14 protein-coding genes are annotated in these 14,457 nt (G+C 51.8%); 10 read left to right on the top strand and 4 right to left on the bottom strand.

All coding sequences use genetic code 11. The features are described 5' to 3' along the window. Positions 1 to 35 precede the first annotated feature (35 nt). From rlmN to spoVM, 6 genes are all read left to right on the top strand, one after another. Positions 36 to 1,076: a 23S rRNA (adenine(2503)-C(2))-methyltransferase RlmN gene (gene rlmN, locus NYE29_RS30325; RefSeq protein ID WP_218642525.1), complete on the top strand. Its 1,041-nt coding sequence runs from the start codon at positions 36 to 38 to the stop codon at positions 1,074 to 1,076. Between the two features lie 6 nt (positions 1,077 to 1,082). After that, on the top strand, positions 1,083 to 1,859 hold the full coding sequence (locus NYE29_RS30320) for a Stp1/IreP family PP2C-type Ser/Thr phosphatase (RefSeq protein WP_076111303.1): 777 nt from the start codon (positions 1,083 to 1,085) through the stop codon (positions 1,857 to 1,859). Beyond that, positions 1,856 to 4,084, top strand: a complete 2,229-nt coding sequence (pknB, locus tag NYE29_RS30315; RefSeq protein WP_340898788.1) for a Stk1 family PASTA domain-containing Ser/Thr kinase — start codon at positions 1,856 to 1,858, stop codon at positions 4,082 to 4,084. Before NYE29_RS30320 ends, pknB begins: the two co-directional genes overlap by 4 nt. 119 nt (positions 4,085 to 4,203) lie before the next feature. Further along, positions 4,204 to 5,109 (top strand): ribosome small subunit-dependent GTPase A, encoded by a 906-nt coding sequence (gene rsgA / locus NYE29_RS30310; protein WP_038590583.1) that lies wholly within the window; start codon positions 4,204 to 4,206, stop codon positions 5,107 to 5,109. A 3-nt stretch (positions 5,110 to 5,112) separates the two neighbouring features. After that, entirely contained in the window at positions 5,113 to 5,781 is a 669-nt protein-coding gene (rpe, locus tag NYE29_RS30305) for a ribulose-phosphate 3-epimerase (RefSeq protein WP_340898786.1), read from the top strand. A 186-nt stretch (positions 5,782 to 5,967) separates the two neighbouring features. Continuing rightward, positions 5,968 to 6,048 (top strand): stage V sporulation protein SpoVM, encoded by an 81-nt coding sequence (spoVM, locus tag NYE29_RS30300; protein WP_020431362.1) that lies wholly within the window; start codon positions 5,968 to 5,970, stop codon positions 6,046 to 6,048. A 100-nt stretch (positions 6,049 to 6,148) separates the two neighbouring features. Here the strand turns inward: spoVM and rpmB are convergent, their stop codons facing one another. Next, positions 6,149 to 6,337, bottom strand: a complete 189-nt coding sequence (gene rpmB, locus NYE29_RS30295) for a 50S ribosomal protein L28 (protein WP_019911441.1) — start codon at positions 6,335 to 6,337, stop codon at positions 6,149 to 6,151. 191 nt (positions 6,338 to 6,528) lie between these two features. Here rpmB and NYE29_RS30290 point away from each other — a divergent pair, with 191 nt between their 5' ends. The 4 genes from NYE29_RS30290 to NYE29_RS30275 all read left to right on the top strand — a co-directional run bounded on the left by NYE29_RS30290 (position 6,529) and on the right by NYE29_RS30275 (position 11,670). Next, entirely contained in the window at positions 6,529 to 8,307 is a 1,779-nt protein-coding gene (locus tag NYE29_RS30290) for a DAK2 domain-containing protein (RefSeq protein WP_340898784.1), read from the top strand. Positions 8,308 to 8,390: 83 nt separating this feature from the next. Continuing rightward, the gene (locus NYE29_RS30285; protein WP_038590594.1) at positions 8,391 to 9,251 is read left to right on the top strand and encodes a DegV family protein; all 861 of its coding nucleotides are present in this window, start codon (positions 8,391 to 8,393) and stop codon (positions 9,249 to 9,251) included. Between the two features lie 13 nt (positions 9,252 to 9,264). Next, positions 9,265 to 11,316 (top strand): ATP-dependent DNA helicase RecG, encoded by a 2,052-nt coding sequence (recG, locus tag NYE29_RS30280; protein WP_076111308.1) that lies wholly within the window; start codon positions 9,265 to 9,267, stop codon positions 11,314 to 11,316. Between the two features lie 66 nt (positions 11,317 to 11,382). Next, positions 11,383 to 11,670, top strand: coding sequence for a stage VI sporulation protein F (locus NYE29_RS30275; RefSeq protein ID WP_038590600.1), 288 nt, complete (start codon positions 11,383 to 11,385; stop codon positions 11,668 to 11,670). A 128-nt stretch (positions 11,671 to 11,798) separates the two neighbouring features. Here the strand turns inward: NYE29_RS30275 and NYE29_RS30270 are convergent, their stop codons facing one another. Genes NYE29_RS30270 through NYE29_RS30260 form a run of 3 tightly spaced genes read right to left on the bottom strand, consistent with a single transcriptional unit; the run spans position 11,799 to position 14,445 of the window. Next, positions 11,799 to 12,668, bottom strand: a complete 870-nt coding sequence (locus NYE29_RS30270) for a YitT family protein (protein WP_076111309.1) — start codon at positions 12,666 to 12,668, stop codon at positions 11,799 to 11,801. A 31-nt stretch (positions 12,669 to 12,699) separates the two neighbouring features. After that, positions 12,700 to 13,947 carry a cation:proton antiporter gene (locus NYE29_RS30265; protein WP_340898782.1) on the bottom strand — a complete coding sequence of 416 codons (1,248 nt, stop codon included), beginning with the start codon at positions 13,945 to 13,947 and terminating at the stop codon, positions 12,700 to 12,702. A gap of 3 nt (positions 13,948 to 13,950) precedes the next feature. Continuing rightward, positions 13,951 to 14,445 (bottom strand): cation:proton antiporter regulatory subunit, encoded by a 495-nt coding sequence (locus tag NYE29_RS30260; protein ID WP_076111311.1) that lies wholly within the window; start codon positions 14,443 to 14,445, stop codon positions 13,951 to 13,953. Between the last annotated feature and the right edge of the window lie 12 nt (positions 14,446 to 14,457).

Here is a 14,457-nt window from a genome sequence, read left to right as displayed (position 1 = left end):
TTTTATACTTCATGAAAGAACAGGTGCTGAATATAATGAAACCTTTAATATATGATTTTTCTTTGGAAGAGTTGCAGCAGTGGGCGAAAGATAACGGTGAGCCCGCTTTTCGCGGCGGGCAAATCTTCGACTGGCTGTATGTAAAGCGTGTAAGCGATTTTGAATCCATGAGCAATTTGTCCAAGGCGCTGCGCATGAAGCTGAATGATCAGTTCAGCATCATTGCCCTTACCGAGATTACGAAGCTGGAGTCCAAGGACGGTACAGTAAAATTCCTGTTCGGTCTGCATGACGATCATGCGATCGAGACAGTTATTATGAAACATAACTATGGCAATAGCGTGTGTGTAACGACACAGGTAGGCTGCCGGATCGGCTGCACCTTCTGTGCTTCCACACTTGGCGGGCTGAAACGCGATTTGACCGCAGGCGAGATTGTTGCCCAGGTCGTCCGTTCACAGCAAATTCTTGATGCGCGCGGCGAGCGTGTCAGCAGCATTGTAATTATGGGTACAGGCGAGCCCTTTGAGAACTATGACGCAACGATGAGATTCCTGCGTCTTATGATCCATGAAAAAGGCCTGAATATTGGCCAGCGCCATATTACCGTTTCTACCAGCGGAATTGTACCGAACATTTACAAATTCGCTGAGGAAGATACACAAATCAATCTGGCCATTTCCATTCATGCGCCAAATGATGCCCTGCGCTCCAAGCTGATGCCGGTAAACCGCCGCTATCCGTTTGACGACGTGATTGAATCTTTGCGTTACTACCAGGCCAAGACTGGGCGTCGCATCAGCTTCGAGTACGCACTGATCGGCGGAGTAAACGACCAGCCAGAGCATGCGAAGGAATTGGCGGGGGTGCTCAAAACAATGCTGTGCCACGTCAACCTGATTCCGGTTAACCACGTGCCGGAGCGCAAGTATGTAAGAACTTCACGTAACGATATCTTTGAATTTCAGCGTATTTTGGCCGATCAGGGTGTGAATGTTACCATCCGCCGTGAGCAGGGCCATGATATTGCGGCCGCATGCGGACAGCTGCGCGCCAAACATATGGAGTTGGGGTGAGGATATTTGATCAGAACAGTTCATGCCAGCGACATTGGCCGGGTACGTACCGTCAATGAGGATTCGGTCTGGATCGGCGCGACGCGCCACGGTTATACTCTCGGTATTATCGCCGATGGAATGGGCGGACATTTGGCTGGCGACACCGCAAGCCGGCTCGCCTTGGAGACGATGAGGAATGCCCTTGAAGGGTTACAGCCTGATCTTTCAGAGGAAGAGCTGCGGGAAGCGCTGGCTGCCGCAATTACAGAAGCCAATGGTATCGTCCACAGCGAGGCTTCGCGCGACGAGAAGTACCATAATATGGGAACTACAGTCGTTTCTGTTCTACTGAAGGGGTCAGCGGGATATATTGGCCATATAGGGGACAGCAGGGCTTATCTGGTTAAGGACGGTGCAGCTACGCAATTAACCGAGGATCACACGCTGGTCAATGAGCTGTTCAAGAACGGCCAGATCAGCCTGGAGGAGCTCGACAACCATCCGCGCCGCAACGTGCTGACAAGAGCACTGGGGACGGATCCCGAGGTCCATGCTGATCTGGCTCCTGTCAATCTGGCTATGGGGGAACTTCTGCTGCTATGCAGCGACGGCCTGAGTAATTTTGTCAGCCTGGAGCATATGGGTAAGGTTGCTGGAATACAAGAAATACCGTTAGAGGAAAGAGCGGATCGGTTGCTTCAGCTGGCATTGCTTGCTGGGGGCGGCGATAATATCAGCCTCGCTATGCTAGAACATCAAGGAGAGGCCGCTGTGCCCGAAACAAAGGAGTGGAATAGATGATCGGTCACGAATTGGGCGGCCGTTACCAAGTCATCGAACGGATCGGTGGAGGCGGCATGGCGCTCGTCTACAGAGCGCATGACATATTGCTCAACCGTAACGTCGCCATTAAAGTGCTGCGCAATCAATTTGTGCATGATGAGGAATTTATCCGCCGGTTTAGGCGGGAGGCGCAATCAGCCGCATCTTTATCACATCCGAATGTGGTCAGTATATATGATGTGGGGCAAGAAGACGAAGTTCATTATATTGTAATGGAATATATAGAAGGCAAGAACCTGAATGAGATCATTAAGGAACGGGCTCCGCTGCAGGTAGATGAATCGGTGCGTATCGCTTCACAGATTTGCGATGCGCTCGACCATGCCCACCAGAACCAGATCATTCACCGCGATATTAAACCTCATAACATTCTGATCGGCCGCAATGGACGGGTTAAAGTAACGGACTTCGGGATTGCCCGTGCTGTTACTTCCACTACAATCACCCAGACGGGTTCAGTTGTAGGTTCAGTGCACTATTTCTCCCCGGAGCATGCCAAGGGTGTGACCACTGGAGAGAAATCTGACCTCTATTCTTTGGGGATTGTGCTCTATCAGATGCTGACGGGCGTGCTGCCTTTTCTGGGCGAAAGTCCGATCAGTGTTGCGCTGAAGCATCTGCAGGAGGAATTTGAGGAGCCACGTCTGCTCAATCCGCTGATTCCGCAGAGCGTGGAGAATGTAATCTTGAGATCCATGCGCAAAAATCCGGAGGAACGTTATCAATCGGCCAAGCAGATGCTGCAGGATTTAGAGACATGCCTGCTGCCTGAGCGGCGCAGTGAAGCCAAATCCCTGTTCCACGATGACGGGGATGACGAGGACAGAACACGGGTTATACCGGCGATCAAGCCGCTCCAGCGGGGGCTTGGCAACCGCAGCGGCGGTGAAGACCGGATGCAAGTGCAGCGGGAAGAGGCGGAGATCATTCCTTCCAACCCGGGTAAGCGGAGATGGGGCCGCCCAGCTTTATGGATTAGTCTTACACTTGTAATCTTGCTCGCTATGGGCAGTGTTGTGTGGTATGTAAATGCCAAGCTGGTCGTTGACGAAGTGACAGTGCCGGATGTGGTTAACCAAACGCTTGAGAAAGCCACTTCCATGCTGGATGAGGCAGGACTCATTGCGGAACCGGTTATGCAGTACAACCCGGATTTCGCTGAGAATATCGTATGGGAACAGGGTAAAAAGGCTGAAACAATCGTCAAAGAAGGAACGCATATCATCCTGTCAGTCAGTACAGAAAAGACTCCATCTAAAATGCTGGAATTGTCCACACAAACCTACGACGAAGCCGTTAAAGCGCTGATTGCAGAGGGTGTCGAGCAAGAACTCATCACCCCGGTTGAAGAGCACAACGATAACATTCCTGAAGGACAGGTCATTCGTTCTGAACCGGCTGCGGGGAGTGATTATGATCCCGAGACGAGCTCTATTAAGCTTTATGTCAGTCAAGGCAAAGACACGGTTACTATGCCTGATCTTACCGGTTCAACCCAGAAGCAGGCAAAAGCGAAACTGGAGGAGCTGGGCCTTGTTCTTGATGAGGTCAAGGAAGATACCAGTTATTCCGTTGAAAAGGGACAGGTCATGAAGCAATGGCCTTATGAAGAAGGGGATACTGCTGCACCAGGCGACAAAGTCTCCATTTCCATAAGCACAGGGTTTCCGCCGGAGGCTATTGAATATGTCTTTAAAGTGCCTGTAGCTCCGTCAAGTGACGGTAAGAGGACTCAAATCCGTATTGTTTTCTCTGATGCCACCAAAGATGGAGCCCAGCAGGAATGGGGAACCCGCACGATCGCGAAGAGTCAGGTCTTATCCGTACCTCTGATCCTTGCCCCGAATAAAGACGGAGCAGTCTCGATCTACCAGAACGGAGATTATATTGAGGCTTTTGAGATCCGTTACTCGGATGCCAAAAACGGAACTGTGCAGGTGCCTGAGCCTCCAGCGACAGCGACACCTGTACCTACACCTGAACCTACTCAGGCGCCAACTGAAAGTCCGCCTGAAGAGACAATTGAACCGGAGATTCTGTCTCCGCCTACCGGCGAAGGCGAAAACACGGGTGAAGTGGGTCAGAATCAGACCGGATATTTGCCGGATAACTCCAAGAATGCAAATGTACTGGTGAATGACAAGAAAACAAACGGTAAAAATAAAGAAAAAAACAAATCCTAAAGAGAAAAGCTGAAGCTGAACTGGTGAATTTGACCAGGGAAGCTGCGGCAGCGAAATGACCCGGGGAGCTTCAAGCTTGGGTCATTTGCGCAAAATCAGGAGAGGAAGGCTCACTATGTATGCCTGAAGGAATAATTATCAAAGCGTTAAGCGGATATTATTACGTTAAGCCGCTCCGGGACGGAGTAATAGCGACAGAGGAAGAGGCCGTTCAATGCCGTGGTCGGGGGATTCTTAAGAAAAAAGGGGTTGCTCCGCTCGTAGGTGACCGTATAATTTATGTTCTGACCGAAAACGGGGAAGGGATGGTTGACGAGTTGCTTCCACGTGAATCGGAACTCATCCGCCCGCAGGTTGCCAACGTAAAGCTGGCTGTATTGCTGTTCTCGGTGCGGGAGCCGGATATGAATTTGAATCTCCTGGACAAGTTTCTGGTCCACATCGAACATTCCGGTCTGAACACCCTGATTGTGCTGACCAAACAGGATTTAGCGGATGACGATGGGAAAGCAACGCAAATGGTTAAAGAGCTCTATGAGCGTATCGGCTACGAAGTGATGGTTACTAGCTCTTTAACCGGCTCTGGCAGCGATGAGCTGCGCAACCGGCTTGCCGGAGTCATCAGTGTCTTCTCTGGACAATCCGGTGTAGGCAAGTCAACGCTGCTGAACCGGCTGGTGCCCGGTCTTGAACTAGAGACGGGTGAAATCAGCCTGCGGCTCGGCCGGGGACGCCATACTACCCGCCATGTGGAGCTGATGGATATCGGTAATGGCGGCTTCGTGGCCGATACCCCCGGGTTCAGCCAGTTGGACTTTCTGGAACTCGGCGTGGAGGAGCTTTCGGTCTGCTTCCGGGAGTTTGCTCCTTATGCGGAGAATTGCAAGTTCCGCGGCTGCAGTCATCTGCATGAGCCATCCTGCCGTGTCATTGAGGCATGGCAGGCTGGAGAAATTGCAGACAGCCGCTATGAGCATTACAAGCTGTTCTACAATGAAATGAAAGACAAAAAGCGGAGGTACTAACTGATGATTATAATTGCCCCATCTTTGTTATCGGCGGATTTCGCCGCACTTGGTACTGAAGTAGCGGAAGCTGAGGCCAGTGGTGCAGACTGGATTCACGTGGATGTGATGGACGGTCATTTTGTGCCGAATATTACGCTGGGTCCGCCCATTGTCAAAGCAGTGAAGTCCCACACTTCTTTACCGCTTGATGTGCACCTGATGATTGAGAATCCGGAACGTTACATTGCCGATTTTGCCGCTGCCGGCGCAGCAGTGATTACGGTACATGCGGAGGCTTGTGTGCATCTCCACCGGGTTATCCATCAGATCAAGGAGCTGGGCCTGATGGCTGGCGTGGCGATCAATCCGGGAACTCCGGCTTCAGCCGTGCGCGAGGTGCTTGAGGATGTGGATATGGTGCTTGTGATGACCGTGAATCCGGGCTTTGGCGGCCAAGCCTTCATTCCCCATACGCTGCGCAAGATCCGGCAGATCCGGGAGTGGGCGAACGAAGCCAATCACAAAGGGCTGCGCATCGAGGTCGACGGCGGAATTGCCGAAGCAACGGCACCCCTGGTGGCTAAAGCGGGCGCAGACACCCTTGTCGCAGGCAATGCCGTGTTTGGACGCAGCGATCGCGCAGCCGCCATCAGAGCAATTCGTGAAGCAGCAGAGACAGCAATCCGTTAATCGGGCTGCCGCCTAATTAGTCTTGAGGTATAGGCCAAGTTGTGGGCGCATAAATATGGTTACATGAGCAGAAATCTCATGTAGCCTTTTTTTTGTTCCATAAGGGAGCTCTGCAGCTCGTTTGCGCAAACAGAAAAGACAGGAAAGTCTCCTAGCGTACGGCATGAATTGATGGGAGGGTTAATGATGAAATTTTACACGTTTAAGCTGCCAAGATTCTTGGGAGGTTTTGTTAAAGCGATTTTGAATACTTTTCAGAAAAGCTGAGGAAGGATCAGAACTGAAAACATGAAAAAAAGCACCTTACGTATGTAAAGGGTGCTTTTTGCTTCATATGAGATATCGCTAGGTCTAGGATAATCCAAGACTAAACGCGTTCAACTTTGCCGGCTTTCAAAGCACGGGTGCTGACGTACACGCGTTTCGGTTTGCCGTTCACTAGGATACGGACCTTCTGAACGTTAACTCCCCAAGAACGACGGTTGCGGTTGTTTGCGTGAGACACGTGGTTGCCGCTGCCCGGTTTCTTGCCTGTTACAGTACATTTGCGGGACATAGATTACACCTCCTTGTTACTAACACCTGCATAAAACAATACTTAAATATAATATCACAGCAAAATTTGCTACGTCAACCGATTCAAAAACATTTATTTCTTTTGGCTCTTATAGTACAATATAAATTAGTGTATTATGTCCAGTTAATCATAGAATTGATTAGGCATGAAGTTAGGAAGGGGAATTCTCATTGAGTAAGCGTTCTATAAACGGAGCAGATTTTACCGCAATGGTACTCGCCGGAGCGGAAAAGCTGCAGCAGCATGCAGAGCACGTCAATTCCTTAAATGTATTTCCGGTTCCGGATGGAGATACGGGAACTAATATGAACTTGACGATGACTGCAGGCGCGAACGAATTGAAAAAGAATAATACCGCCTCTGTCGGACAATGTGCAGGAGTACTCTCCAAAGGTCTCCTGATGGGTGCACGGGGAAACTCTGGCGTTATTTTGTCACAGCTGTTCAGAGGTCTTGGACGTTCCGCAGCCCAATATGATGAATTGAACACGCAACAGTTCGCGGCAGCGCTGCAGACCGGAGTGGATACGGCCTACAAAGCGGTGGTCAAGCCTGTAGAAGGCACTATACTCACGGTCGCCAAAGAAGCTGCCAGACATGCGGTGTATTACGCTCGCCGCACAACAGACATTACGGAGCTTATGACGGAGGTTCTAGCCAAAGCCAAAGAGGCATTAGCCAATACTCCGGAACTTCTGCCTGTCCTGAAGCAGGTTGGCGTGGTTGACTCTGGAGGCCAAGGTCTGGTCTACATTTATGAAGGATTTCATCAGTATCTGACAAGCGGAGTCTCCGCATCTCCGGCGTCTGTACAAGGACAAGCTCCGGCACCTGCCGTTGTAACGGCACCTGTGCTCACCAAACCTGAGAATATATTGTCCTCCGTGCAGTCTTCTGCGCAATCCCAGCTGTCCACGGAAGATATCGAATTTTTATATGATATGGAATTTTTCATCAACCGCCAGCTTGGCGCAGCCGTGAAAGCGGATTTTGATGAGGAAGCTTTTCGGAAAGCGTTGTCAGTTAATGGGGATTCAATCATCGTCATTTCCGATGACGACACGATCAAAGTGCATGTGCATTCCAAGACTCCTGGTGAAGTGATGAGCCTGGCATTGCTCTACGGCGAGATCACCCAGATCCATATTCTGAATATGCGTGAGCAGCATCGCGATCTGCTGACAACCGGTATGGATATCGCTCCAATGCCGGATCTGTTTGCAGATATCCCTAGCGAGAAGAGCACAGTGCCTGCCCCGGCGGTTCCTCCGGCGGACGATATGGCACCGTACGGCTTCATCGCCGTATCCTCCGGCGGCGGGATTACCGATATTTTCAAAAGCCTCGGGGTCGATGCGGTTCTAGCAGGCGGACAGACCATGAATCCCAGTACGGAGGATTTCGTAAATGCGATCTCATCCATCTCTGCGAAGCATGTATATATTCTGCCTAACAACTCCAACATCGTGCTTGCCGCACAGCAGGCTAAAGAGCTGCTTGAGGACGAACGGGATATCACGGTTATTCCGAGCAAGAGCATCCCGCAGGGAATTGCCGCTGCATTTGCCTTCCAGGAAGATGATGCGGTGGAAGCCAATACAAGCAACATGCTGGAAGCCATCGCACATGTGAAATCCGGCCAGGTTACGAACGCCGTACGTGATACCGTGATTGAAGAGCTGGAGATCAAATCCGGACAGTATATCGGTATTTCCAATTCGAAGATCGTTGCTGCTTCCGATGAATTGCTCGCTGCAAGCAAGCAACTGCTCACAAGCATGCTGGAGAACGGCGACGAGATCGTTACAGTTCTGACCGGTGCTGAAGCAGAAGCGGATGTAACCGCGTCACTCAACAGCTGGCTGGAAGAGGCTTATCCTCAGGTTGAAGTTGAGGTTCATGAGGGCGGGCAGCCGCTGTATTATTATGTTTTCTCGGTAGAGCCATAGGCGGAGACTGAATTCCTTCTGCCAGCATCAAAGCATACTCCGCCTCGTGCGGACTGCTTAATCATAGTTTGGGGAGGAAACCCATGAATCGTACCGTAATTGTCACAGACAGCACCTCAGATATTCCGCCGGCTCTGGCGGAAGCATATGGCATTGAGGTCGTGCCGCTGACATTAATGTTCGGCGAGGAAGCGTACAGGGACAATGTGGATATGACACCGGAGCAGTTCTATGAGCGTCTTCCCCACTCAGCAAAGCTGCCGACCACATCTCAGCCGTCTCCGGTGGAATATATGAATTTGTATCGCAGTATTCTGGAGCGTCATCAAGGCAGTACGATTCTTTCTTTTCATATATCATCCGGACTTAGCGGAACTTATCAGTCTGCAGTCCTGGCTAAATCGATGCTGGATGAGGAAGGGGACGCCATCACTGTGGTAGATTCCCTGTCCGCATCCTACGGTTTCGGCTTTATGGTAGTGGAAGCGGCCAGAATGGCTAAAGAAGGTATAAGCCCGGAGGAAATTCTGACAGCTGTGGAGAAGCTGCGCCAATCGCGCAAACTTTATTTCCTGGTAGATACACTGGAATATCTGCAAAAGGGCGGCAGAATCGGCAAAGCGTCCGCCATATTGGGCACGCTGCTGAATATCAAGCCGATTCTCTCCATTGATGCAGAAGGCATTATTTATGCGGTAGAGAAGGTCAGAGGCCGGAAGAAGGCAATAGCCCGCATGATCGAGCTGTTCAAAAACGATCTGCCGGGTGTGGACAAAATCAATGTGGCCGTGGGTCATACGGCTGAACCGGCTTACGGCGAAGAATTCCTGCAGGAATTAGCCGTGCACTTCACCCTGAATGAGAAAGTGCTGACCAACATCGGCCCTGTCGTAGGCAGCCATGTCGGCAACGGTACCTTAGCCGTATTCATTTGGCCCGCGTAAATAGGGGATGAACATGAACCTGTCTTTGGAAAAAATTGAAGTGAAGCAAATAACTGGCGTGAGCGCTCAAAAGCAATCCGAGCTCCACGCCTTTGGCGTTTTTACAGTAAAGGATCTGCTGGAGTATTATCCATTCCGTTATGAGGATTTCCGTCCCCGCTCGCTGAGTGAAGTGAAGCATGGTGACAAGGCTACCCTGATGGCCAAGGTGATTGGCATCCCCGTACTGCAGCGGTTTGGCGGCAAGTCGCGCTTAAGCTGTAAGATGGTGGCTGAACCCTGGATGTTCACCGCTACATGGTTCAATCAGCATTATGTGCGCGAGCAGTTGACTGTAGGCCGGGAGATCGTGTTAACCGGTAAATGGGACCAGAAGCGCAGCCAGATTACGGTGACGGATTATGAGTTCCCGGACCGCGGGGAGGGCAAGACAGGCACCCTGCAGCCGGTATACTCTGTGGGCGGCAAGATCACCCAGTCCTGGATCCGCAAGGTTATTAATCAGGGCATGCAGCAGTTCGGAGAGATGATTCCGGAAATATTGCCGCACGTCATTATGCGAAAATATGATTTTATGCCCCGCAAGCGGGCGATTGCTACGATCCACCAGCCGGAGGATACCCGCGAAGGACAGCAGGGACGGCGCAGAATGGTGTATGAAGAGCTGTTTCTGTTCCAGCTTAAGGTACAGGCCTTCCGGGTGCTGAACCACGGCAGAATGGACGGTGTAGTGCATACAGTTGATAACTCAACCGTCCGCTCCTTTGTGCGCAGTCTGCCGTTTGAATTGACGGATGCGCAGAAGCATGTAGAGCTGGAGATTCTGCAGGACATGCGGTCGGGGTACTGCATGAACCGGCTGCTGCAGGGGGATGTAGGCTCAGGCAAAACGGTGCTTGCGGCCATTGCGCTCTTTGCCACCGTGAGGTCGGGGTTTCAGGGCGCGCTGATGGTGCCGACGGAGATTCTGGCCGAGCAGCATATGCGCTCGCTGACCAAAATGTTTGAGCCGTTTGGCATCACGGTAGGTCTGTTAACGGGCAGTGTCTCAGGGCGCAAACGCAAGGATCTGCTGGCCTCACTGCAAATGGGCGTGGTGGACGTTGTGGTCGGCACCCATGCTTTGATTCAGGATGATGTATTCTTCCGCGGGCTGGGGCTTGTGGTTACCGATGAACAGCACCGCTTCGGAGTGAACCAGCGCAGTGTCCTCCGGCGCAAAGGGTATAACCCGGATGTTCTGACGATGACGGCGACCCCGATCCCGCGGACATTGGCAATTACGGTCTTCGGGGATATGGACGTCTCGACTTTGTCAGAGCGGCCTAAAGGACGGGTCCCGATCACGACTTATTGGGTGAAGCATGATCTGATGGAGCGTGTGCTGAACCTGGTCAGCCGTGAGATTGATCAAGGCCGTCAGGCCTATCTCATCTGCCCCCTGATCGAAGAGTCGGAGAAGCTGGATGTGCAGAACGCGATAGACCTGCATGTCCAGATGTCCCAGGCCTTTCCGAACTATAAAGTTGGGCTGCTGCATGGACGGATGACGCCGGGTGAGAAAGATGAAGTGATGCGCGCCTTCTACAGCAACGAGCTTCAGCTGCTTGTTTCCACTACGGTCGTGGAGGTTGGCGTCGATGTTCCCAATGCCACGCTGATGATCATTATGGATGCGGACCGTTTCGGTTTGTCGCAGCTGCATCAGCTGCGCGGGCGGGTCGGTAGAGGTCAGCATGCGTCCTACTGTGTGCTTGTGGCTGATCCCAAATCGGAGATCGGCCGGGAGCGGATGACCGCCATGACCGATACAGACGACGGATTCGAGGTCTCCCGCCGTGACCTGGAGCTAAGAGGTCCGGGGGATTTCTTTGGTACGAAGCAAAGCGGTCTGCCGGAATTCCGGCTGGCGGATATGACTGCGGATTTTGAGATACTGGAGCAGGCGCGCGACGATGCTGCGGAGCTGCTGAAGGATTCTTCCTTCTGGACATCCCCAGATTATGCACCGCTGCGGAGCTATCTGCAGAACGAACAAATATTCCAGGGGGATATTATCGATTAAATAGGCACATGCGGCAACCGGCCCTCATATACTGTGAATGATTGGATATGACGGGAGGTGCTGCGCTTGGGTTATCAGCAATACGGAATCAGCCCGCAGCTGGTGGAACGCATCAAGCTGAAGATGAAGAATCCGGCAGTCAAGGAACGCATCAAAAATATGATTAACGGTATTTCCAAGCAAGAGCTGCAGGACACAGGAGTTGTGCGCAGGCTGGTACGCAATGCTGCGGCAGTGATGGGTGAGAAGCTGTCGTCAGCCCAGGAAGAGCAAATCGTGAAATTTGTGATCGCACAGAAGATTGATCCGAGCAATACGTTTCACCTGATCCGGTTATGGGGCATGTTCCGTTGAAGAAACGGGCGGTTGCTAGACCCGGATCTGGCAGATAGGAAAAGGCGTTCCCGCGCTGCAGCAGCGGGAACGCCTTTTTCATAGGTTATAGCCATTCACAGTTCAGGAAAGTCCGGCAGAGTCATCTTTCAGCTGATTTTTTTGCGGAAAAAATCGGCGATGCCCCGGCCCTGCGCTGCGCGCACGACAATGAGGCTGTCCTCGTCGCATTCCTTCACAATTGAAGTCAAAGTGGCTTCCTCCATCTTGCTGGCAAGACAGAAGAGTGTACCTTTCTGTCCCGCCGGCCCGGAAGCCTGGACAAGTTTGGTCTCCCGCTCGAGCGATTGGTGGAGCGCTTTGGAGATTTCATCACAGTGGCTGCTGGTAATCCAGACAGCCCGGGAGCGCGATAGGTCCCGAAGCGAGATCCGGATGCCTTCAAAGGCCAGCAGATAGGCGATAATGCTGTACATCGCCTGATCCCAGCCAAACAGCACACCTCCGAATAGCAGAATGACACAGTTGAGCAGCATAATGACGGTTTCCGCCGATTTCGGCAAGCTGCCGCTTAGCAAGACATAACCCTGTTCACTGGTCTTGTTGCTGATGCCGCCGAAGCGGATTGAAATACCGATTCCAAAGCCAAGGCAGAGACCACCAGCTATTGCTGCAGCAAGCGGCTCACTGACAACGGCTGGAAAGTGATGCAAGGCCAATGAGCCTATGGTCAAGCAGATCAACCCGAGCATCGTATAAAGTGCAAACCGAAAGTCAATCTGCCTGCGCGACAAAAGAATAAACGGCAGATTGAACAGAAACAGAAACAGGCCAAGCCGCATTTCGGTAAGATGGGCGAGCAGAGCAGACAGTCCGGCAATTCCGCCAGGGACCAGCTTATGCGGAATCAGAAACAGCTCCAGCCCGACAGCGGCCAGCAGTCCTCCGCCAATAACGGAGAGAATGCGGATTCCCTTGTGCTGTGGCGGGGTGTATTCCCCGCGTAAACGTTTCTTCATACACGTCCCTCCCTTCAACAGGGAACTCTATTTACTCTTTGTCGAGTACAGGGGCAGCATGTTTCGCTTTGCGGGCGAGATGCCGCTTTTCGAACTTGAATACCTTATCCAGGAGCTTGTAAACCGTCTTGGACTCCTTTGTCAGCAGCGGTCCAAGGATGGCCAGCATCAATACGTACATGGCAGCGAAAGGCTGAAGGATCGCCATCAGTCCGCCCGCTTTGCCAAGATTGGCCATAATAATGGAGAACTCCCCACGGGAGACGATAGTTAGGCCAATGTTGGACGAAGCCCGCGGACTGAGACCTGCACTGCGTCCCGCCAGCATTCCTGCCAAGAAATTTCCGATCAGTGTTATGATTACCGCAGCTAATGAATACCAGAACGCTTCTCCTCCGAGGGAGAGCGGGTCAATGGTCAAGCCGAAGCTGAAAAAGAAGATGGCTCCAAAGAAATCACGGAACGGGATGACCAGTTTCTCAATCCGTTTCACATGCTCGGTTTCAGCGAGCACCAGCCCGACAAGTAATGCTCCGATCGCTTCGGCGACATGGATCGTTTCGGAGAAGCCGGCAATGAGAAAGAGGGCACCGAAGATGACGAGCGCGAATAATTCACTGGAACGGATGTTCAGGACGCGGTTGAGCCAGGGAACTAGCTTGCGTCCGATAACGAGGAGGGCCAGCATATATCCAAGCGCGAGCAGCGCGGACAGCAGCACGCCGCCAAGCGACGAAGAGCCGCTGAGGACAAGGCCCGAGAGAATGGAGATGTAGACTGCGAGAAATACATCCTCAAACATGATGATGCCGAGAATCATTTCAGTCTCGGGATTTGCGGTTCGCTTCAAATCAACCAATACCTTAGCTACAATCGCACTGGAAGAGATAGTGGTGATCCCGGCAATAATCAGAATCTCCTCCAGAGGGAAACCGAGTGCCCAGCCGAGGACCAGCCCCAGCGTAAAATTGATCAGGATATATATCGTACCGCCGGTTACGATCGAACGTCCTGCTTTGACAAGCCGGCCCACGGAGAATTCCAGCCCCAGATAGAACAGCAGGAAGAGTACTCCAATGCGGCCCATAAATTCGATCAGGGAAGCACTTTCGATAAAGCGGAAATCGAGATGCCAAATTTTAAAGGCGTGGGGCCCAACGGCCATCCCGACAAGAATATAGAAAGGAATTACAGAAAAGCGGAGCTTGGTGGAGATGATTCCGGCAAGCGCAATCAGGACAATGGCCAGGCCTACTTCAAAAATAATATAATGACTCATCTATTAACCACATCCATTTCGTAGAATGTGTTTGAACTGCTTATGCTGATGTCTCTCCCCGGCAGCGACAACGGTGCAGTCCGCTTTCAGCAAAACTTCCGGTCCAGGACTCAGATGTTTCTGGTGGTTTTTTTCAATGATCGCAATAATAGTGACGCCTGCACGTGCACGTACATCCAGTTCGCCGATCGTATGCCCGATGCATTTGAATCCTGACTCGAGGCGGTACCATTCGATGATCAAATCATCCAGTGCCACCTCAATGGACTCCAGGGCCTTGGGCTTGTAGGTGACTCCACCTACAATGGCAGAGATATGCCTTGCTTCATCATCGTCCAGTGTAACCATGGATACACTCTGGTCCGGATCATCATAATCAAAATGGTACAGCTCGCGTCTGCCGTCGTCATGCACAATGACCACTAGCTTGTCGCCGCTGCGTGTTTGCAGCAGAAATTTTTTGCCGATTCCCGGCAGATCTGATTCTCTATAGTTCATGAAAGTCCAGCC

This window comes from Paenibacillus sp. FSL M7-1046 (assembly GCF_038007405.1).
Lineage (GTDB): Bacteria > Bacillota > Bacilli > Paenibacillales > Paenibacillaceae > Paenibacillus_AQ.
This window is presented reverse-complemented; position numbering and strand designations above follow the sequence as displayed.

What these genes read in the sequence shown, in the direction of transcription:
- NYE29_RS30285 (WP_038590594.1), top strand. Translation starts at nt 8,391, where the DNA reads ATGAATCGTACCGTAATTGTCACAGACAGCACCTCAGATATTCCGCCG.
- rpe (WP_340898786.1), top strand. Translation starts at nt 5,113, where the DNA reads ATGATTATAATTGCCCCATCTTTGTTATCGGCGGATTTCGCCGCACTT.
- rpmB (WP_019911441.1), bottom strand. Translation starts at nt 6,337, where the DNA reads ATGTCCCGCAAATGTACTGTAACAGGCAAGAAACCGGGCAGCGGCAAC.
- spoVM (WP_020431362.1), top strand. Translation starts at nt 5,968, where the DNA reads ATGAAATTTTACACGTTTAAGCTGCCAAGATTCTTGGGAGGTTTTGTT.
- rsgA (WP_038590583.1), top strand. Translation starts at nt 4,204, where the DNA reads ATGCCTGAAGGAATAATTATCAAAGCGTTAAGCGGATATTATTACGTT.
- pknB (WP_340898788.1), top strand. Translation starts at nt 1,856, where the DNA reads ATGATCGGTCACGAATTGGGCGGCCGTTACCAAGTCATCGAACGGATC.
- recG (WP_076111308.1), top strand. Translation starts at nt 9,265, where the DNA reads ATGAACCTGTCTTTGGAAAAAATTGAAGTGAAGCAAATAACTGGCGTG.
- rlmN (WP_218642525.1), top strand. Translation starts at nt 36, where the DNA reads ATGAAACCTTTAATATATGATTTTTCTTTGGAAGAGTTGCAGCAGTGG.
- NYE29_RS30260 (WP_076111311.1), bottom strand. Translation starts at nt 14,445, where the DNA reads ATGAACTATAGAGAATCAGATCTGCCGGGAATCGGCAAAAAATTTCTG.
- NYE29_RS30270 (WP_076111309.1), bottom strand. Translation starts at nt 12,668, where the DNA reads ATGAAGAAACGTTTACGCGGGGAATACACCCCGCCACAGCACAAGGGA.
- NYE29_RS30265 (WP_340898782.1), bottom strand. Translation starts at nt 13,947, where the DNA reads ATGAGTCATTATATTATTTTTGAAGTAGGCCTGGCCATTGTCCTGATT.